14 protein-coding genes are annotated in these 20753 nt (G+C 63.2%); 5 read left to right on the top strand and 9 right to left on the bottom strand.

Annotated elements, in window-relative coordinates; genetic code table 11:
• The first annotated feature begins 49 nt into the window (after nt 1-49).
• The 4 genes from KA354_17360 to KA354_17345 all read left to right on the top strand — a co-directional run bounded on the left by KA354_17360 (nt 50) and on the right by KA354_17345 (nt 4003).
• The gene (locus tag KA354_17360) at nt 50-298 is read left to right on the top strand and encodes a hypothetical protein (GenBank protein ID MBP7936411.1); all 249 of its coding nucleotides are present in this window, start codon (nt 50-52) and stop codon (nt 296-298) included.
• Nucleotides 295-1488 (top strand): 2-oxo acid dehydrogenase subunit E2, encoded by a 1194-nt coding sequence (locus KA354_17355; GenBank protein MBP7936410.1) that lies wholly within the window; start codon nt 295-297, stop codon nt 1486-1488. The genes KA354_17360 and KA354_17355 overlap by 4 nt, the downstream gene beginning before the upstream one ends.
• Before the next feature lie 180 nt (nt 1489-1668).
• Nucleotides 1669-2754 (top strand): polysaccharide deacetylase family protein, encoded by a 1086-nt coding sequence (locus KA354_17350; protein ID MBP7936409.1) that lies wholly within the window; start codon nt 1669-1671, stop codon nt 2752-2754.
• A gap of 4 nt (nt 2755-2758) precedes the next feature.
• Entirely contained in the window at nt 2759-4003 is a 1245-nt protein-coding gene (locus KA354_17345; protein ID MBP7936408.1) for a hypothetical protein, read from the top strand.
• A 37-nt stretch (nt 4004-4040) separates the two neighbouring features.
• Here the strand turns inward: KA354_17345 and KA354_17340 are convergent, their stop codons facing one another.
• The 6 genes from KA354_17340 to KA354_17315 all read right to left on the bottom strand — a co-directional run bounded on the left by KA354_17340 (nt 4041) and on the right by KA354_17315 (nt 13174).
• Nucleotides 4041-6074, bottom strand: a complete 2034-nt coding sequence (locus KA354_17340; GenBank protein MBP7936407.1) for a hypothetical protein — start codon at nt 6072-6074, stop codon at nt 4041-4043.
• Nucleotides 6075-6076: 2 nt separating this feature from the next.
• Nucleotides 6077-7462, bottom strand: a complete 1386-nt coding sequence (locus tag KA354_17335; GenBank protein ID MBP7936406.1) for an ABC transporter permease — start codon at nt 7460-7462, stop codon at nt 6077-6079.
• Nucleotides 7463-7468: 6 nt separating this feature from the next.
• On the bottom strand, nt 7469-8650 hold the full coding sequence (locus KA354_17330; GenBank protein ID MBP7936405.1) for an ABC transporter ATP-binding protein: 1182 nt from the start codon (nt 8648-8650) through the stop codon (nt 7469-7471).
• Complete coding sequence (locus tag KA354_17325) at nt 8650-9978, bottom strand: hypothetical protein (GenBank protein ID MBP7936404.1); 1329 nt, start codon at nt 9976-9978, stop codon at nt 8650-8652. The genes KA354_17330 and KA354_17325 overlap by 1 nt, the downstream gene beginning before the upstream one ends.
• Before the next feature lie 13 nt (nt 9979-9991).
• Entirely contained in the window at nt 9992-10963 is a 972-nt protein-coding gene (locus KA354_17320) for a hypothetical protein (GenBank protein MBP7936403.1), read from the bottom strand.
• 69 nt (nt 10964-11032) lie between these two features.
• On the bottom strand, nt 11033-13174 hold the full coding sequence (locus KA354_17315) for a hypothetical protein (GenBank protein ID MBP7936402.1): 2142 nt from the start codon (nt 13172-13174) through the stop codon (nt 11033-11035).
• A 206-nt stretch (nt 13175-13380) separates the two neighbouring features.
• On the opposite strand from KA354_17315, the gene KA354_17310 reads away from it, so the two are divergent.
• Complete coding sequence (locus tag KA354_17310; protein ID MBP7936401.1) at nt 13381-14349, top strand: hypothetical protein; 969 nt, start codon at nt 13381-13383, stop codon at nt 14347-14349.
• Between the two features lie 378 nt (nt 14350-14727).
• Here the strand turns inward: KA354_17310 and KA354_17305 are convergent, their stop codons facing one another.
• The 3 genes from KA354_17305 to KA354_17295 all read right to left on the bottom strand — a co-directional run bounded on the left by KA354_17305 (nt 14728) and on the right by KA354_17295 (nt 20641).
• Nucleotides 14728-16875, bottom strand: a complete 2148-nt coding sequence (locus tag KA354_17305; protein ID MBP7936400.1) for a hypothetical protein — start codon at nt 16873-16875, stop codon at nt 14728-14730.
• Between the two features lie 52 nt (nt 16876-16927).
• Nucleotides 16928-19126: an alpha-N-acetylglucosaminidase gene (locus KA354_17300; GenBank protein ID MBP7936399.1), complete on the bottom strand. Its 2199-nt coding sequence runs from the start codon at nt 19124-19126 to the stop codon at nt 16928-16930.
• 219 nt (nt 19127-19345) lie between these two features.
• Nucleotides 19346-20641, bottom strand: coding sequence for a hypothetical protein (locus KA354_17295; GenBank protein ID MBP7936398.1), 1296 nt, complete (start codon nt 20639-20641; stop codon nt 19346-19348).
• Nucleotides 20642-20753 lie beyond the last annotated feature (112 nt).

The raw sequence follows: 20753 nt of genomic DNA, 5'->3' as shown, positions 1-20753 counted from the left end.
GGACGCGTGTTCGCCAGTATGACTGATGGCTGAACGCTGAGAACTGCCCATGACTCTTCATCTCGACATTGTCCGCCAGTGCATGGCCCGCGCGATGAAGCTGGATGCTGCCGCAGTCTCGTCGATTACCGAGCTGACCACTGCCGCCCAGTTGCCCGCGTGGACGTCGGTGACCCACCTGTCATTGATCCTCGAGTTGGAGAAGACCTTCAAGATCACCTTCGACAACGACGAGATCGTGACCTTGGGCAGTGTGGCCATGATCCTCGAGCGGCTGGCAGCCAAGGGGGTCAAGTGAGCGCAGCTGACTCGGTTCCCGGCGTCGTCGCGGTCACCATGCCGCAGGTCAACGTTAATGACGAGGAGGTGATACTGCTGGGCTGGCATGTGCCCGACGGGGGACAGGCGGTCGAAGGGCAGCCCCTTTGCGAGGTCGAGACCAGTAAATCGGTAGGGGATATGCCGTCACCGGCCAGCGGCGTCTTCCGGCCCATGGTGGAGGTCGGCGAGGTGGTCGCCATTGGCCAGACGATTGGTTTCCTTGGCCCCTCCTTGGAGGCAATCGAGCAGCATCTCACCACCCACCCTCGGGTCCCGGAGGTATTGACCGCTGGTTCTCGGGGCCTGGAAACCCCCGTTGATGCCACAGCCGGAGCGATTGAACTGGCTCGCCGGCACGGTGTGGACTTGGCCCAGGTTGGCGCCCCGGGCAGGATCCGTCGCGAGGATGTCGAGCGTTACCTGGCCGAACACCCAGCCCCCGGGGTTGAGTCCACTCGGCCGGACAGGGGAGAACTCCCACCGCTCTTGGCGCCGCTCGTCGATCATGGCCCCGACCTGTCGGATCACCAGTGGTCCGTGGCCCGCCATCTGACCGTCACCCAGTCCCGGCTGGTAAGCGCCTTCGTCAACATGGACGTGGATATGACCGCGGCCGGACGCTGGCTGGGCGCCGGGCGCGAGGCAGGGCTTGTCACCGGGCCTGTTCCGCTCCTGCTCCATGCGGCCGCCGCCGCGGTTCGCGCCGTCCCCCCACTGGCGTCGTTTCGGCTCGGGCGAAAGGTGTTCAGCTACCATACTCCGGCAATCGCTTTTACGGCCCGGAGTCCCGACGGCCGCCTGTTCACGCCCGTCATTCGGTCGGTGGACAGCCAGTCCCTTGAAGACCTCGCTCGCCAGTGTGTTGCTCTGAGCATGGCCGTCTTCCGCGGCCAGCTCAAGCCCGCCGACCAGCTTGGAGCATGCATGACCGTGTCCGTCCTTGCCGATCAGCCGGTCAGGTTCCACGTCGGGCTGCAGAACGCCTATCAGTCGGCGATCCTGACCGCTGGAGCGGTTCATCAGACAGCCACGGTTCGCGACGGTCAACTCGCCGTCCGGGCGGAGATGACCTTGTGCCTATCCTACGACCACGGTCTGATGGACGGCTGGGAGGCTGCCGCTGCCTTGGACGCCGCCCGGCTTGCTCTAGAGAGCCTCGACGTCTGATAACTGGGTGACCGTTCCGTACGAGTCGATTCCATCCTCCGTGATCGCGACCTTCGATCCGCATCATCCGATAACAAGCATGGAGCCTGGGTCGGTCTGTGCCGTTTGGGTGTGTCATCGCCGGCCAGCGACGGCCGGCCTTGGACCAGCGAGGTATAACGTACGTCTTCACAAGACCTTATGCGACTTCGACACCGAGTCTTCTCTGCTTTGTCCTGGCGAGCCGAGAGTCGAGCCGCGGCCCTACCCCCGCGGCAGGGCCGCTTCATTCGCCAGGGGCTGGGTCGGGCCATGGAACTCACGCGAGCACACAACTCCCTGCCGGATATTACCCATCGTGCCGCGATTCTCTGCCTGCACGGCGTCATTGCGCACAGCCGTGACCCCGAGGTGGAATCGGAGGCGATGGAACTCCACCACTTCCGCCGGTTGCTCAAGCTCCTCCGTCGCTCGTTCAACGTGATCAGTCTGGCCGAGTTGGTGGCCGCCATTCGCGAACGGCGTTCGCCACCGCCCAGAAGCGTGATCATCACCTTTGACGACGGCTACGTCACCAATCACAGCGTTGTGGCCGGCGAGATGGCCGCGATGCGAATACCCTGGTCGGCTTTCGTGCCCGCCATGCTCATTGAGACGGGTGGGCGGCAGTGGACTGACGACCTCTATCTGTTGATTCACCGGGGCAGCCAGCGTCAGATTGGTTTTCGCTGGGACAACCTGATGATCCGTTTCGACCTGCACACACCTCAGCAGCGTCAGGACGCGGTCTTCAGGATTCGCGAAACCTGCCGGTATCTGCCCGAACCCATGCGGGTGCGCAGGCTCCAGGAACTTTACGACCAGTACTCGCTCGACGAGCTTCAGACCCTCCGAGCCCGATACGCCGACTTCAGTCCGATGACCTGGGCGCAGGTCAAGGATCTCATTGTCGCCGGAGTCGATGTCGGAAGTCATGGGCTGAGCCACATAGCCCTTGCCCCTCAGGACCCGGATCTTGTTCTGCACGAAGTCGTCGGCGCTCGCGAGCTGCTCATGCAGCGAGTGGGTCCTCACAGTCCGCACTTCTCGTATCCGTATGGCCGTGAAGCGAGCATGTCACCCGTCACCGAGCAGCTCCTCCTCGATATGGGCTATCACTGTGCACTGACGCTTGAGCAGAACGCCGTTTACTGTCAGAAGCAGAACCTGATGCGTCTGCCGCGGCTCATCGTCGGCCCATCGGTCGGTCGGATACTCTTCGTCCTCTGGCAGCGATTCATCCGGTGATGCCATGAGCGCTTTGGCTGCTGAAACCTGCTCCCCGGAATCAAATGCCGATGTCGCCTCGGGCGTCGCTCCGGCTACGCATCCAGCCGCGCCGCCACTTGATCTCCGAGAGGTCCGGCTCGAAGACGGGCCGGCCGTTCATGCCAGGCTGCGCGCCGCGATTCCCGGCACGCTTTCCGATCTGCAGCGCTGGCTTCGCCGCTGGCGCTGGCAGTGTCTGGACAATCCCTTCCGTGGGCAGCGACCCGCCGGTTGGGTCCTGGTGGACGGCGAGGCCGTGGTTGGACATATCGGGGTGGTGTATTTGCCTTTGCGGGTCGGAGCAGGGCGGCGCATCGGCCAGGTCGTCGCCGACTACGTGGTGAGTCCTGAAGCGACCGCTCGTGGTGGTCTTTTCGCTGGGCTCAGGTTGGCCCAGGCGTTCATGGCCGCCGCCGAGGGTCAGGTGCCATTGGCGACCACAGCCAATGACAAGACCGGGGCGGTGCTTGGTCGCTACGGATGTCGGCCGGTCGAATGGACCCGCGAACTGTGGCGTGCCCCGGCAACGCCCGAACAGGAGATACGGTCCTGCCTGGGGGGCGCAAGCCGGGTTGTCCGTCGGCTGCTACGAGCCAAGGCAGGGGCGATACTCGGCCGTGCGGCGGGCGGATGTTGCCGACTGCTGGGGATCCGACCGCGGCTGCCGCTACCGGCCGGCTGCCGACTCGAGGTTCTGGAAGCGCCTGCGATTCAGGAGTTGGAGTACCTCGCGTCGATGCGGCTTTCCTATGGTGCAACGTGCTCGATTGACTGGTCCGCCGATTATCTGGATTGGCGATACGCTCGCCATCCGGAGTGGAAAGATACCCGCGTGCTGGTCCTTCGCCGGTTCGATGGCCGTGCCCTGGGAGGGGCGGTTGTGTTCTGTGAGCGACTGGATGAGCGGCGTATCGCGTTCGTTGAGGAACTGGCCGCCCCCCGGTGTTCTCCGCTGTTGTCATCTAAAGCTCCGCCGGGCGGTGCGGAGGAGATGGCGACGGATGCTGGAGACGGGGAGATACCTCTGGTGCGCGCCCTGCTCATCGCCGCGCTGCGCGCCGCAGTGGATCTGGATGCTGACTACCTGGTTGCGACCGCGGGGCGGGGTAGCTACCGTTCGCTGTTCTGGGAGCTGGGTTTCGAGAGCCGGGCCCGCAACGCCCCGGCATTGGTGCTTCCCGAGGGAATCGCGGCGGATCCCGCGTTCCAGCATGGGATGATGTTCTAACCACGCTCGTCGCGCCGCCGCCGGACTGGGCGACGGACTAAGGACTTTTCGCTTCGTTCTCCTGTTTCATGATGCCCTTCTGGACGTCCTCGGGATTCTCGGGCGTCGGATTCTCCTTGCGCCACTGGGCCATGCCCTCCGGCTCGGGGAAGGCTCGGTTCACGTCCAGATTCAGGATCCTGCACTGGTTGGCGAGGTCCGAGTAGATGAGGTCGTAGCACCGCTGCTTGATCTCGTTCTGCTCTCCGCTCCAGGCCAAGGAGCGGTAGAGCAGCGGATACCCAACGTCGGTGACGAAGTTGGCCAGGGCGGTAGCCCGTAAGTCGGGGAATTTCAGCAGGATCATGCGGCCTTCGTCGCTGTCCTTGTATTCCTCCTGATAGGTCTTGAACAGTAACGCTGCGTTCTGGACATTGGCGGCATATTCTTCGCCGTTACCGTTGCCCAGGCTGACGTAGGCCGAGGTCAGCAGGCCGCTGATCGCGTAGATGGCGTCAGTGAAACTGCCCACCATTTCGCGAAGCTCGCCGAAGGCAAAATCGTCCAGACCTTTCAGGTACATGGCCTTGGTGTTCGTGGTTCCAGGGTCCTTGTAGTTCTTCGCGAGGTAGTCGAGGTATCGGCCGGCCTCGTCCTTCTTGCCGGCCAGCCACAAATTGACGACCGCGGCGTGCAGGTTATTCACATGCCCGGACCTCAGGGTCTCACCGGCCGTCTCGCCGATTTCCTCGCCCTCTTCGGCGTGCTTCTTGCCTAACTCCTGGTACTTGCGGTGCATGGCCTCGACGAAGCGGATGTCGGGTGACGTCCAGAGGAACGACTTGTCCCACTCGTCGAGCCGGAGTCTGAAGGTGTATCGCCCTTGTCGCGCAAGCGTAGCCAGGGAGAACAGTTGAATCCGGTCGGTGTTGAGGATGTCGAATTCCTTGGTGGCCTTGTACTGGGCGGCCTGCTCCGTGCCCCACTTGGTCCAGTAGAGCGACTGGGCCCAGGGCGTCCGCCAATCGATCGGGATCGGCTGGTCGGTGTTCAGCTGGCCCGTCAGGGCGAGCATGTACTTCGGGTCCATCTTGTATTGTTCGCGGAGCACCCTGGCTCGCAGATGGGCGAGCATCGTGTCGAAGCCATCCGGGTTGGAGTCAAAAACACCCCAGAGCTTCTCCTGTTTCGAGTCCAGCTTGGCCCTTGCTTCCCTGACGGCCTCGGGCGAACGGAGGCCGTGCAACTGTTGGTCGAGGCGCCAGGCGGTGTAAGGGCGGAAGAAGGTCTCCTCCAGCGGATGGAAGAGCCGCTGGCTGTCGGTCTCGGCTGCAAGATCCACGCCCGCCTCGGACAGGACGGCGATTACGCTGGCCAGCTGCGGGTGCTTTGCGAGCAGATCGGTCGTCGTGGTCGGCGCCTCGGCGACCGGGCGAAACCAGTCGATCGTCGCCGCGCTGCTCAGCCCGGCCGGGGGTGGTCCGAGCAGGATCTCCATCATGGCGGCCCAATTGCGCTTGTAGTACCAGTGCTTGTCGTCTGTGTTCTGGCCAACCTTGTGGAACCAGGTCCAGCCGAGTTGATGATAGAGGCTTGCCGTCTTCGGGTTGTTGGGGATACCCTCGTCCCGCAGCAGCCGAATGCCGTTGTAGACCCACTGCCAGCGTTCGCGAGGCGTGTGCGTAGCCACCGAAATGTTGTACGCCATATTCCACGACTGGAAGCTCCAGACCGCCGGGAAGCGCGGCTGAAGCGTGCAGATCCAGTTGGCATACTGATGGGCCGCGTAGTACTTGCCTTCCTCCTTCAGTTTCTCCGAGGTGATCCAGAGATTCAGGATCGCGATGCCGCGCACCACGCCGCCGGCGGCACTGGCCGCTCCGTAGACCGGGGGCAGCTCCTTGTAGACGTTGGATTGCGTGACCAACTGCAGGTCCACGCGGGCCCGGTTGATCGGGGCCTGCAGCCAGGCGCCTAGAGCGATGAACGCACCGGCTCCAATCAGAGCCAGGGCCTGCACCAGCGTAGCCGACCGTTGGGCGACAATCCGCTTCTCCAGCATCTGCTCGGTTACCACCGCCTGGTCTGCCATGGCTACACCGTCACCTGAGCCAGCTCGCGCCGGGTGAGTATCACGGTCCCCAGCAACCCCATCAGGAATCCCTTGATCGCCACCAGGACGACCACCGATTCGATGACCCACTTCAGCGGGACGACGCGGCCGGCGACCACCGTGCTTGCCGGGTCATACCGGCCGAAATCAGGGATGAGCCAGAGAATCCCCTGCACGGTGTACATGAAGGCTGTCTTCAGCATCGCCAAAGCTCCTTGTTCGAGTGGCTTGGGCGAGAACCACTCGATGGCCTCGCCCAGGAAGGTGGTGCTCGATGCGATGAACAGGACGATGAAGACTCCCATGCACGCCACCGGGAACGACAGGAAGGTCGAACACAGCAGTCCCAGGACCGCCAGGAAGGCCAGCCGGCACCAGACAATCGAGAAGGCTCGGGTGATATTCCAGTGAAACGTGCCAATATCGAAAAGGACCTCGAAGCTGTCGGCACCCTCGAACAGGATAGTCTCCCGCTGACTGGTGTTCTGGATCCGCAAATGCAGCACGTTCTCGTTGTTGACCGTCCAGGCCGGGATGGGGACCTCGTGAAACCGTTCGGCCCGGAAGCTGCCGGTTTGGACCGGTCCCAGGGTATCCTTGTCGTTGTGGTCGCCCGCCTGCCAGGCCGCCTGGAACTCGGCCCCGTCCGCGCCGCTGGGGCTCATCGGCTTGAAGCGCATGTAGAGCACGCCTTCTTCGTCACTGCGATCCACCAGCATGTTGCTGAAAGTGAAATCCTTGTACTCGCCCGGCCCCAGACTGCGCCAACTCTTGCGAAGGTCGGCGTCAATCTGGCTGCGCAACTCCGCCTGGCCGCTCTGATTGACGTTGTCCAGTCGGCCCTCTTCACGCAGCTTGCGGAACCGCTCCTCGACCTGATTCGCGAAGTCTGGCTCCTCCATTTTGGCTCCGTAGCGGACGGTCAGCACGTTGTACTTGACCGCCATTCGGTCTTCCTCAAAGGTGGGCAGGTTACGGAGGTAGAGCCAGGTGAAACTCCAGACCGTGATTCCCGCGAGGATAAGCAGCGTGAAGTTCAGCAAGGAAATACCCAGCCACTTGCCCAGGAAGAACTGCCATCGGGGAATCGGCTTGGTCACGATCATGTAGATCTGATGCAGTCGGATCTCATTGGCCAGGCAGGAGCAGGCCAGAAAGACGGTCATGATGCTCAGCAGCGCGGACGTGCCGGTGATCGCCAGATCCAGGACGCCCTGGATGCGGCTCTGCAGAGTGACGCCGTCCCCGTTGAACTTGAAGGGGAGAATGACCAGCAGAGCGACCATCATGGCCATGAAGACCAGCGCGGTCTTCGTCCGGATGCTCTCGGCGATGGTGTGGCGAGCGACGGCCCAGATCCGCGACATGGCAGGTCACTCCCGGGGCCGGTCAGCCCGTTTGAGCAGATCATCGATGACCGTCCGGTCGGGCTGGGTGACGGGCGGTGTCTCGGTCTTCTCCTGCGCGGTCTCGGCCGGGCGCTCCCGGGTGGCAGAGACCAGCTGATCGATCACTTCCGAGGACGGCGCCTGCGAAGGCGGCTCTCGGGTCGGGATCTCCTGGCCGGGGTCCGACTTCGATGCGGCGGCGATGAGCGAGCTGACCACCGCCTCGCCTTCGGCCTTCTCGGCGCCGCCCAGGAAGCCGGCAATGCGACCGCCGGAGGTCGCCCCCGAGGTCTTGGTCTGGGCCACCTGTGCCGCCCGGACCGTCTGGAGGAAGAACGTCTCCAGCCTGGTCGTCGGGGTCGTGATGCTCAGCAGGGATTTGCCGTCTTCTTCTTCGATGATCCGGCGGACGCGCTCGATCGCGTCGGCACTCAACCGCTCGGTCGTGATCTGGGTCTGATTCTCCTGGCTGAGTAACTCGTGGATACTGCCCACGGCCTGCTTGCGGCCGCCGTACAGGATGGTGACCCGCTGGCAGACGTCCTCCACATCGGCCAGGAGGTGGCTGCACAGCAGGATGGTCTTACGCTTCTCGCGGTTGAGGAACAGGATCAGGTCCTTGATCTCGCGCGTTCCGATCGGATCCAGGCCGGTGGTGGGTTCGTCCAGGATCAGCAGATCGGGGTCGTTGATCAGAGCCTGGGCGAGCCCGATACGGCGGGCCATTCCCTTCGAGTACTCACCCACTCGGCGGCGGGCCTCGCGGGTGAGGCCGACCATCTCCAGCAACTGCTCGACCCGCCGTCGGCGGTCAGGACGCGGGAGCTGGAAAAGGCGGCCATAGTAATCCAGCGTCTCCCGGGCATCCAGGAAACGATACAGATAGGATTCCTCCGGCAGGTAGCCGATCCGGGACTTGATCGCGACCTCGGTCGGAGCCTTGCCCAGCACGCTGATTCGCCCGCGTGTGGGGTAGAGCAGCCCGAGCATCATCTTGATCGTGGTCGTCTTGCCCGATCCGTTTGGGCCCAAAAGTCCGAAGACCTCGTGCTGGTGGATCTCAAAATCGAGGCGATCCACGGCCACGACCCGGTTGCGCAGCCAGAAGTCCTTGAAGACCTTGGTCAGGCCTACCGCGTGAACGACGAGTGTTCCGTCAGTTGACATCACTTGGGCTTGTTCGCCTCCTCTGCCAGTCTCCGCCGTTCGGCGTCCCGGATATCCTTGGGGTCCTTGTTGATGGAGATGATCAGCTGCTTGTTGCCCGGCGGCAGCCACCATTTGATGACGTCCTGATCGTCAAAAAGTCTCCTGAGCATCCCGGCTCGGAGCTGCTTGCGGACCAGGTCGGGGTCCTTGCGGTACTCCGCCTGGTAGGCCTGGAATCGGGAGACCTCGGCCCGCGTATCAGCGATGACCTTCTCGCGGTCGCGCTGGGCGAGCTTGATCTTGCCGCCCGCCTCGCCGGTCGCGCTCTTTTCCAGGATCTCGTCGATCTGGCTCATGGCCTTGTCTCTGGCCGCGGTGTCGGTCGCCTGGTCGAGCGACTGGATGGCCTCGCTCAGCGGTTCCCAGGCCGGACCGGCCACGCCGAGCAGCTTCTTGGTGCGCTCGCCGTCGGCCTCGCTGATCAGCGTGCTTTTCTGGTTCATCGCGTTGGTTACGCTGTTGAACTCCTCCCGAGCCTGGAGGGGAAAGTACGACTGTGGGGCCGCGACTTTCTCCAACTGAATGCCGGTTTCCAGCTGGTCGAGCATGGCCTGGGCGCGGACCTGAACCGCGGATGCTACCCGACCGGCGTCCTTCCACAACACGTCAACCGTGGTCTTGGCGGCTTCGGCTACGGCTGCGTTCTGGATCACGGTTCGCAGGAAGGCTTGTTCATTGCCGACGTTCTCGACGAAGAGAATGACATCGGATATGCGGCGCGCGGGATCAGTCTCCGCTGCTCGAATTCGCGTCTCGTCACTGACGCGGTACTGGATGTTGAGTTGCATGTGCATGATGGCCAGATCGCCGGTCAGGTCGTTGGTCAGGAGAGCGCCGTCAACCTTCGGGTCCAGTCCCGGCGAACGGGCGTTAACTTCGCTCAAGGATTTAGCCTTGTCGGCCTCGCTGAGGTTGAGCCAGAAACTGTCCACCGACAGGTTGCGCAACGTGGTGCTGACCTTGGTCTTCTCGCCAATCGGATAGGGCCACGCCCAACCCAGTCCCGGCTTCCGCGGTTCACCGTCTAGCTGCCCCAGCCGTGTGACGACCACGACCTCGCCTTGGTCGACGCACACCAGGCCGCTGAGCATGAAGCCGATGATCAGACAGAACATCACCAGCTTGAGAAACCAGAAGCTCAGCCTTAACGCATCGGAGAGCGACTGGTTAGCCGGATCTAGGGGTTCTTCGATCACCGCCAAGGCTTGGTTCTCCGGCCCATGGCCGCAGCACTCGCCCAGCGGCTGATCCTCATGATGATGGTCGTGAATATGAGCCAAGGTCATCTTGCTCCGTTGTTCACTTGCTGTCCACGATGACTGGAATCGCCGCGGGAAGGGCCGTCTGGCCGGCAGGGCCCTCGGCTGGTTGGGGCGACGGCACGCCGGCCGATCCGGTCTCGCGGAATATCTCCGTGAAGATCGGCTGGTCAATGACCAGTGTGGCTCGATCGCCCAGGGCCACTGGGATGTTCTCAACCTGGAGCAGCCACTTGGCCAGTTCCGGGTCCTCTCGGAATACCCGGTTGTATTCCACCGCTCTCTTTTGGCCCTCGGCTACGATCGCGGCCGCCTTGCGATCGGCGAATGTGGTGATAGTCCCGGCGATGCTCTCAGCGGTGTCCTTGATCTGCTTAGCTTCCGACTCACCCTCGCTGGTGTACTGCTGAGCTTTGGCTTGCCTTTCTTTCTTCATCGCTTCAATGACGGACTTGCTGACCTCTTGGGGCACCTGGAACGTCTCGATGCCCACCCGCTCGACGCGGAGGCCGTACAGCTCCTGGGCAACCATCGCTACCGCTTTGCCGATTTCCAGCTCGATCGCGTCGCGTTTCAGCTCGCTCGGCTCGACGGAGACGAAATTGCGGAAGTCGTACTTTCCGATGACCGTTTTCTGATCGTTACGGACGCGGAGTTTGACGAAGTTCTCGGCTTCCTTCATGCTCTTGCAGCGGATGCTAAACTGCTTGGGGTCGTCGATCCGCCAATTCACGGTGCTCGTGACGATCACGTTCTTGCCGTCCCGCGTGGGCGTTTCCTCGCCCGTGGTCGACGTGGTCTGGATGCGGTTGTCGTATCGCTCCACCCTCTGAATCGGCCAGGGCCATTTCCAGTAGAGCCCAGGTTCCTTGATGACCCCGCCTTCCTTGATCTGGCCAAAGGTGCGAACCACCGCGACCTCGGAGAATCGGACTTGGAAGGCGACCATGTACAGGATGAGCATGCTTGCCAATACGGCGCCGCTGATCAATGAAGGCCAGCTACGTTTCATCGTTGCATCTCTCCATATCGGCCTCCTCTGGTACGATCAGAGGGGGCAGGGATCTCACGTCAACACTCCTTACGGCTGCTTCTCTACGGCCAAGTCCATGGGTGCGTTTGCCGGGTCCTTGATATCCAGATTGAACACCCGTGTGGAAATCTCACCTTCGGCGGCCAGGAGGTACTTTCGAATGCCCTTGACCGACTCGGCCACGGTTCGCAGGTAGCGTCTTGTATAGTAGGCCTCCGGCGCCGCCTGCTTGTTGGCAATCTCCTGGGCAAACGCCACCGCCCGGGCGTGAGCCTCGTTCTCCATCTTCCATCTCTCCGACCTTGCCTGGGCGATCCGGCTCTGGGCGCTGCCTCCGACCGGGCGAATCCTCTTCGGTTCACTTCCGAAGAACAGGAGCTGGACTTGGTCCTGAGCGGTCTCGCGGTCAGCCGGCGTCGCGTCAGGATCCGAATCGAGGCGGTTCATCTTCTCGATGGCCTTGGCGAGCTGTTCCGCTCGCCCAACATCGCCGGCCACTTGCGAGAGCCGCTTGTTGTAGTCCGCCCAGGCAGTACGAATGGTAGCGTTCTTCTTCTGCTCGGCGCCAATGACTTCCTGGAAGGTAGCGGCGGTGTCCTCCGGTGGGTGAACGCCCTGGAGTCCCAGGAATACGATCCTGATGCCCAGATTGGATTCATCGGCGGTCTTCTGCATCGACTCCCAGAGGGCCTTCTCGATCGGTCCTCGCTGCGTGCCCAACACCCCTATGACGTCCACGTTCGCAAAGTAGTGGGTGATTTCCCGATGGGCGAGGGCCTTCAGGGCCGCCTCAGGATCACGATAGGTGGTGATCCACTGATACGCCTCCTTGATCTCGTACTGGATGGTCATGGCCACGCGGAGCATACTTACCGATACCGCCTCGCTGGCCTCGCTCATGGCACTGGACTCGTTCGCCGAAGCGTCCGGCGAGGCCGGCTTCCTGTCCGCGTCGCCACCTGGTGCGGTCATGAAACCCGCCAGCTTGGGCGTGGCGACCAGGACCTTCAGGTGAGCCTCCTGAGCATGCTGGTTGGTCCAAAGAATCAGGTTGTCCTGGACGTTGGGATCCTCCTGCTGCTTCACCCCAACAATCAACTCGTGAACGCCGTGGATGCCGACCGAGTAGGCTCGATCCACCGGCCAGGGCAGCTTGAAGTGCAGCCCCGGCTCGAGGTCACCCGGCAGTCGCCGACCGAATCGCTCAACCACGACCACCTCGTCCGCCGACACGAACACCAGTGAACTGGCCAGCACCAGACTCAGCACGGCGAAGCCCGCTAGAGGCACCGCCGATCGCTCGAGGAGTTTGTAGAACCATGTCGACGAGACCTCGAAGCCGAACTGGTAGTTGATCGCGTCGGCGATCGAGCGGGCGATCCCACCCGGCTCGGTGAACAGGCCCAGAAGACGGCTGTCAAACGAGGGCCGGGGTACTTCGTCCGGCGAGCGCGGGCGGTAGAAGTCCAGCAGCAGATTGAGGGCAAACTCGGCCGCCAGCACCAGCATCAGAAACCGCAGTGCATAGGCCAGAACGTGCTCAGGATAGGGGTTCTGGACAAAATGGATAGCTCCGAGCGTGGCGGCCAGGGCTACCGAAGCCAGCGTGACCCCCATGAGGTAGCTCGCTCCAGCCCGGAGCATCTGCCACTCCAGATACTTGGCCATGCCAACCGCGTACCGGGAGAGGAGGAAACTCAGAAAGGCGGCGCCGCCCAGGAACCACATCAGCACGTTGCTGTGCTGGACATCCTTCCACGTCGTGGCCGAGATCGGCTTAAACAGCCCCCAGGACCAGCCCAGCAGTCCGGCCCCGACGAGGGCCACGATGATGACGAGTGCCGCCGCGGGAACCAGCCAGCGGTACATCCACCGTAGCCGACGCCGGGCCAGGAGCATTTCCTCGCTGGTGACGTCGAAGATCGCCTCCCCCACCTGGCCGCTCGCTTGTTGCCGACGCAATTGGTCGGTCTCCAGGGCTTCCTCCTGGACGGCCACACGCTGATGGTAAACCAGTAGGAGGGTGAGCCAGATGACGATGCCGAGGGAGGTGAGGAGGGTCAGTGCCCACATGGCCTGGGATTGACTCCAGACCGCCAGGATGGTGTAGAAGGCGGCCAGGACAATCTGGAAGATCATGCCGATCAAGGCTACGCTGCGGGCTCGGGTTTCCGGTCGCTCTTGCATCATACGCTACATGTCTCTATGAGAGATTGCTGCAGAACGGGGGGCGGACTGCCACAAGGCTCATCCGCCCCATACCCTTTTTTCCGCCGACCAGTGGACGACGGAGCGTCGTACTTTACAATAAGCCGGTCAGACTGCCAAGCCGCCGGGACGTCCCTGCAGGTGGCGGTCATAGACCTGCTCGACGGTTGTCAATCAGCGGAAGCCCGATGCCCACGAAATTCCTCGGTATCGTCACCAACAGCTTCACCGAGACAGTTCGCCAGCCGATCTACGGCGTCCTGCTCCTGGTGACCGCCGGCGCCCTTGTCTTGTGCGTCGGAATCAGCGGATTTACCCTACAGGACGACAATAAGCTCCTGAAAGACCTTGGCCTTTCTACGTTGCTGATCTCCGGTTTGTTTTTGTCCGCCTTCAGCGCCGCAGGGATTTTGTCGCTCGAAATCGAGAATAAGACCGTTCTTACGGTCATCAGCAAGCCGGTGCCCAGACCATTGTTCGTCACCGCCAAGTTCATCGGGCTCGCTTCCGCTCTGGCCGTGGCCTTCTACCTGACGGGGATTGTCTTCCTGCTGACCATGCGGCACAAAGTCATGGAGCGGGCCAGCGATCAATACGATTTGCCGGTGATCCTCTTCGGGTGCGGAGCCCTGGTCCTGTCCATCCTGATCGCGGCTTTTTGTAACTATATGTACGACATGCAGTTCTCGTCAACCGCGATTGCCATTGCCGTGCCCCTGATGGGTCTGGTTCTGGCCCTGGTGGCTCTGATCGATCCTGATTGGCAGTTTCAGCAGTTCGGCAAGGACTTCATCGACGGGCAGTTGCTCGGGGCTCTCGCCCTCGTCTTTGCCATGATCCTCATGCTGACGTCCGTCGCCTTGGCCGCATCGACCCGGTGCGGCCAGGTGTTGACCCTGGCCATCTGCCTCGGCGTGCTCTTTCTGGGGCTGTTTTCCGACGCGATGTTCGGCCAGTACCGGGACACCCATCTCTGGGCCCGGATCGCCTACTGGCTTTCGCCTAACCTAGCCTTCCTCTGGGTGACCGATGCCCTCACCCAGGACACCAAGATCACGCTGGGCTATGTCGGCATGTCGTTCGGGTATGCCATGTGCCTGGTAATGGCCGGCCTCCTCGTTGCCATCGCCGCTTTCCAAAAGCGCGAAGTCGGCTGATCGCCCGGATGAATGGCCTGATGGGCGGTTCTCTGCTCCGAGGCCCCGAGGCCGGCCTCCACGGCCATCGGCTCGCGTCCGGCCCAGGTCGCGGGCCTGGCGGTGGATTCCGGCCGCCGTGTCGTCACGCAAGCAGTCCGAGGGGTTATTGAGGCGGTCAACGTATCGCTCTGCTTGCCATGCTCTGGGTGGAGTTCTTCGGGGGGCTCTGGGAGTGGGCCGGCAGGATACCCACTGGAGTTGCCCCGAGCGTTGGCCCGATCCACTCCTCCCGGCCATGCCGGCCCGCTTGTAGCCCATGGATCGGCTGGTCAGGCTCGCTTGACTCCTCGGGCACCGAGGTCCGAGCATGCCCCCTCGGCATCTTCCTGACGGCGCTCAGGCCACTCCCATGCCTCGGGTCAGATCCGCCGCCAGCGGTGGCCGGTGCATCATCATGGCGTGGGCATCGAGCAGCTCGCTGTTGACGTCTGGTCCGCAGAAGAACCGGAACCGGAACTCGTGGATGCCCTGATCAGCATACACCGCCCGAAGATCCTGACCGTTGTGGGGAGCGTGGTGGGCCATGATCGGGCTGCGCAGCAGGGTCAGTCGCAGGAGGTTCGGCGTTGCGTCCAGGGCGAAGACTTCGGGAAAGACCAGCCCCAGCTTGCGCCCGTCGCTCATTTCGATCAGCGTGCGGTCGCGTACCGGCCGTTCCTTGCCGTCCGGCAACCGGACGATCTCGCCGCCCGGGATACCGTCATAACGCTTCCTGATCGTGTCCAAGAGGGGGAAGTTCAGTTTGAGCAGTTTCCGACGTTCGCACCAGTGGACGCGCAGCAGCCATTCGACGAACGGTTCGCCGGCGTAGACGCGGAACTCGCTGAGCAGTCGGCTATCGGCCACATGGCCGTCCGCGACCAGGGAGGCCATCACCGGGCCGGCGTCGACGATCTGGCTCTCGTGCCAGTGCGGCTTGGCCAGGACGTCGCTGCTGTACCGATCGATGTTGTGGCTCCAGGTGTCCGTGGGATCGGAGATGAGCTGCAGTTTCGGCAGCGGCAGCTCGGTGCGGTCTTCGAAGGTCAGTTCGTCATCGGCGATCAGATTGACGGACACGCCGCGATCGTTGGTGATGCGTTCGCCCATGACCTTCGTTCCTGAGTAGTTGGCCGGGGTGGTGGCCAGGCCGCCTTCGGGGTCGATTCGCAGCGTTCGCATCTGCCCGGGCTTGAATGTGAGGCGGAAGACCATCCTGAGAAAGTACGCCGGATCGTTGGGGACCAGGCACTCGGTGGCCACGCGCTGGTGAGGCACCAGCTGCCCGGCCTCGTCGATCAGTCGCCAATGTGGCTGCCAGGCTGAGCCTTCGAGAAAGGGCTCGTGGGTCACATAGCCTTCGAACGGCGCATCCGACGCGTTCAGCAGAACGATGCGCTGCATCCGGTCGTCGGGCAGGGTGGTGCCGATTCGCCGCAAACCACGCTGGAGGGTCTCGTCGGCCACCGCCTGCGCGAATCCGAGCTGGGCATGAACCTGTTCGTAGGCGGATGGAATGCACGTTCCGCCATAGATGTCATGGAAGTGCCCGAAGCACACCCATCGCCAGGCTTCCTTGAGCCGCTCGTCGACTTGCGGCTCGGGGTGGGGGTCCAGCTTGCGTACCACGCCGGCCTGGGCCAGCCGGCGCTCGGCCTTGTGGACGCCGAGCTTGACCGCCCGATGTACGCTGTAGCAGCCAATGCTGTGGTGCTGCAGCTCGCCGACGACCTGGGGCAGCTTGTCTGTCTGGTCCGCCACCGCGTCGAAGAACAGGTTTGGTGCAGAAAAAACCAGCCTGCAGCCTTCGATGGCGGTCTGGTGCTCACGGCACCAGGCGATCTGCTGCTCGGTGGCCCCTCCCCCATGGTCGCCGATCCCGACAAAACACATCGTGTGGTCAATGCCCGTCGGGAGGCCTTCGAGCGAAGCCCTGACGTGCTCGACGGTGATTTCCCGAACGGTGTAGGCCCGGGCGACCCGAAACGCAATGATCTCGGGACTGTCCGCATCGCCCCGCCACCGGAACAGCCGGGCCGGCAGAGCCATCTCCTGTCGCTGCGGCCGCATGAACACGTAGCGGTCCTGTCCCGCGGCCCGCATGAAAGCCGGGAGCGTTGCCGCGTGGCCGAAGCTGTCCACGTTATAGGCCTCGCGAGGAAACTGCCCGAAACGATCGAGGAAAAACTCCTTGCCGAGCGCAATCTGCTGCTCGAAGCCAGCGGCGCTCGGCCCATTGCAGTCGGGTTGTAGCCACCACCCGCCGACGATGTGCCAGCGCCCACCCTTGACGTGGGCCCGGATCCGCTCGAACAGTGCCGGGTCGATGCGCTCGACCTCGCGGTAAGCCCAGGCCTCCCCGCGCACGAAATGCAGGTCCGGATGAGCGTCGAGCCGGTCGCACGCACTTCGACAAGTCGCCAGCAAGGTGTCAAGTCCGCTCTGCCAAGGCCACAGCCAGACCGGATCGATGTGGGCGTTAAAGACCAGATGGACGGTGATCATGCTTGAACCTCGCTCGATTTCGACTCCGTTGTCGCTTCCGTTTGCCTTCTCGTCAACGGGGGGGCCTGCTGTCCGCCCGAGACGGATCCATGAACCACTTGGCGCACAGCCTCCTGACCACCGCCAACGAATCCCCCGAGGGCTCGGTCGAGTACGCCTCTGTACCGCGCGTCCACTTCTCCTCCCACGCGCGAATGTCGCGTTCCCAAGCGGCCATGTCGGTTTCCCTGCCTTCCTCCAGGGCCTTGTCCAGCCGAGCCAGAAACTGTTGCCATCGCGGCAGATAGAAGCCGGTGAGCAGGCCGGACCACTGCTTCTGGGCGTAGTCGTTCAGCGGAGAATCTTTCGAGCCCCAGAGAGTGATTTGGTTTCGGGCGTTCCATTCATAAAGCCGCCGCTCCTCCCTGCGGGTGGCCCAGCGTTTGGCGTCGGCCAGCCAGGGACCCAGCAGAAACTCGCGTCGGGTGGCCAGCAACTCGTCCATGTCGCGGATCAACTCCAGGAATCGCCGGCCCGCGTCGGCCAGCCTCTGCCGGTCCTTGGCCTTGCAGGCGTTGACGAGCCGACCGTGCAGGATCCAGCTCTCGTTGCTGAGGGCTTGCCGGGTCATGTTCACCAAGTCGAATCGGAACGTGTCCTGGTCACCGATCTTCCCTTCACACTCCAGCAGGCGCTGAATGGCGCTGACCAGTCCGACCATGTGGCTGTTCGGATCGGTGCTGGTAGATGCGGCGTTCCGCTGGAGGGTCGGGCGATCGCAGATCACCGCCGTGGCCGCCCGTGGACGACGGTGAGGGCCGGTCAACATCAGGTTCCATGCCTGTTCGGCGCCGGCCGTGCTCCGCCCGTAGCGACGGTGGGCGTAGTCGGCAAGCCATGGGCCGATCTCCGGCTTCTCCGTTCGCCACGTCATTTCCAGCAGCAGGTCGTCGAAGACGGCGTTGTAGCCCAGGCTCTCCATGATGATGCCAATCCCGCGTAGCTGGCGGTCCTTGTCGGCGGCCGTGGCCGCCTCAAGCTGGTCGAGCAAGCCGCCCAGGTCGCCGTGCAGGCTGACCACTCCGCCAAAGTCCTGGATGAGAGCCCAAAGCCACGGCTGGCCGTAAAAAGCCTCGGTCTTCTTCCACGTGTCGCCGGTCATCTCGATCAAGACCAGTCGGTCTTTGGGTATGCCGCTGAACAGCCCCCTGGCCTGGGGTGGTTTCCAGAAGCTCGGATTGTTGGGGAAGATCCATCCCTGGAGAAACCAGATGGCCTCGGGATCGGCAGACGCCATGGCCCCGTAAACTGCGCGACCCATGCCCGCCAGATACGCCGGATCGTTGCTCGGGGGGGACATCTCGATGAAAGTGTCGGACGCATAGAGATGATCCGTCCCGTACTGGCGGGTCTGTTCCTCGATGAAGGCCTTGCCAACCTGCTGGAAGAACGGGTCCATCGGGTCGATGAACCACGTGGCCGGGAATCCGCACCAGGGCGAGGCCTGCTGGAGCCGCACCATCGGGAACTGCTCCTGAATGGCTTTGGGAACGTGCCCGGTGAAGCCCTGCAGAATGGGGGTCATGCCGAGATCCCGCTCGCGGGTGAGAATCTTGATCTGCAGTTCGCGATGCCGGTCGATCCAGTGCTGCGGAAGCGGGCCGCCCCAGCCGTCCACGCAGCCCATCCAGCCGAACGGCAGGTACGCCGGGCCGGCGATGAACTCCGCGATCTGGGTGTCGGCGAGGCCCAGATCGCGGAACACCGCCTGCCAAGTGGCCTCCTGGCCGGTGATAGCCAGCGGTGCGTTGACGCCGTTCAAGGCCATCCAGTCGATCATCCGCTCCCACTCGGGCCAGTCCCACCACGCGAGACTGTAGCTGAAGGCGCAGTAATTGAAGAAGTAGCGGTACAGGTGCGGACTGGGCCTGCGGATCACCCCCTGGACGACGGGCAACGGGGTGGGCAGCCGGAGCTGGTTGCCCGTCCAGGAGACGCTTGCGTGGCAATGGTACTTCAAGTACCAGTTGAGGGCCGAGCAGATCGACACCCCGCTGGAGCCGCGGAGGACGATCTTCGCGTTCCTGCTCTCAATCTCGAAAACATCGCGGCCGTCCGCCTGGGGAATGATCGTCAGCTCGAAGTGCTCGGCCTCGGCGGGCAGCAGCCGCGTCAGTACGCCCCTGGCCGCCGCTTCCGGCCCGGCAGCTTGAGCCGCGGTCGGGGTGCAGAGGGCCAGGAGCACCAGGAGGATTGCAGGGACTCGCTTCATCGCGGCGACTCCTCGAGGGAAAACGGATGTCCATGTTGCCGCCTACCTTACCACACCGGCAAGCCTTCGGGAACGAAGCCCGGCCGCAGCCTCGGCCGGCCGTGTTGCGGCCGAGCCGGGCGCAAAAACAAGCATCTCGGCTACCCTCAGGAGCAGCCGAGATGCCGAACTGCACAGGCTCACGAGAACCCCGGCGCCGAGCGGGGCTCGTTACCTGGGTCAGTTATCGTCGCAGGTCGCGTCGGCCGCGATCATCGGCCCGCTACTCGTGGCGCAGTTCTGGAAAGCGCCGAAATCGATCGCGGTGATGCTGCCGTCCTCATCCCGGTCGAAGCACCGGCAACCCTGGGGCGTGCCGCCGTTTTCGCCCGTGAAGCACAGCTGCATGAGGCCGAAGTCCAGCTGGTCCACGTCGCCGTCCCGATCGGCGTCCGCAAACGGGTCGGGGCAGTCTGTAGTCAGCTTGCAGCCGATGCACACCCTGGCGCGGTCCACCCAGCTGGAGCCGCGACCGATGCCCATGTTCTGGAAGTGGGCGTAGGCGAAGGCCCCGCTCACGAACTCGCTGGTGATTTCCGCGTCGTTGAGCGAGTTGACGTCCCAGCCCCCAGCCAACTTCGCGACCGGAACCGTCGTGACGCCGGGCGACTGGGGACTGATCACGTAGGTCGGATTCGCGTTCGATGAGAAGCCGATCTCCCAGCCGTCCTTGTCGGCCTCGATGGTGACCGACAGGGGATTACTCGGGGTGATGCTGGCGATTCCGGTAAGCGTGAAGGTCGCCACGGTCTCGAGCCCGGTGAGAGTCTCCTCATCGCCGCCGGTGTGGGTGTTGTTGACCACCCGCACGCTTCCGGTCACGGTGATGTTCTGCGTCGGCGGAGCACCGATGGCCGAGTAATACACGTTCACGTACAGACCACCCGAGGTGTTGGTGTACAGCTCGTTGCTGCCGCTGTTGGGTCGGATGGCGGAGACGATTCCGAACTCGTGTCGAACGTCGGAGGTCTCGCCGGTAGGGTGCTGAGCGTACGGCGTCGGGTTGTCCGCCGTCACGGTGACGCTGCTGATCACCCACTCGAGGCGAACACCCTGGTCGGTCATGAACTTGAACTCGTCTTCGTTTAGCCCGTTCAGAGCGGCCAGGCTCCAGTCGCCGCCGTCACTCAGGGTTTCCCAGTTCGTGCCCCGCTCACGCTGGCTCTTGCCCGACGTGTACGGGCTCCATCCGCCGCCCGGACCCTTGTCGTTGGCTGCCAAGGCGCTGGCGTCCAGACTCGGGATGCCGTTGGGATTATCGTCGAAGTGATCGTCGACGATAATGATGCCCTGGTCGCCCAGCCGCACTCGGAAGACCGCCGTGCAGCCGAACAGCGCCTCGGGAGCCGAGGCCACCAGGTTTGTACCGCCCAGGTCGAGGGCCTTCACCGCCAGTTCGACGCTGTTCTGTCCCGCGGGGACCACAACCTGTCCGTCGGGAATGACGGGGACGCCGCCCGCGCTAAGGGCCCGCAAAAGAATAACCTGAACAATTGTTGATAGGTTCGATCGCGTTGTTCCGATATTGGGTGGATGCAGGATGCAACAGTGATCGAACGGATTCGACGAATGTATCGCACGTTGTCGC

The organism is Phycisphaerae bacterium (assembly GCA_018003015.1).
In the GTDB taxonomy this organism is placed as follows: Bacteria; Planctomycetota; Phycisphaerae; order UBA1845; family PWPN01; genus JAGNEZ01.
The sequence above is the reverse complement of the archived record's forward strand: the minus strand, read 5'-3'. Positions and strand labels throughout refer to the sequence as shown.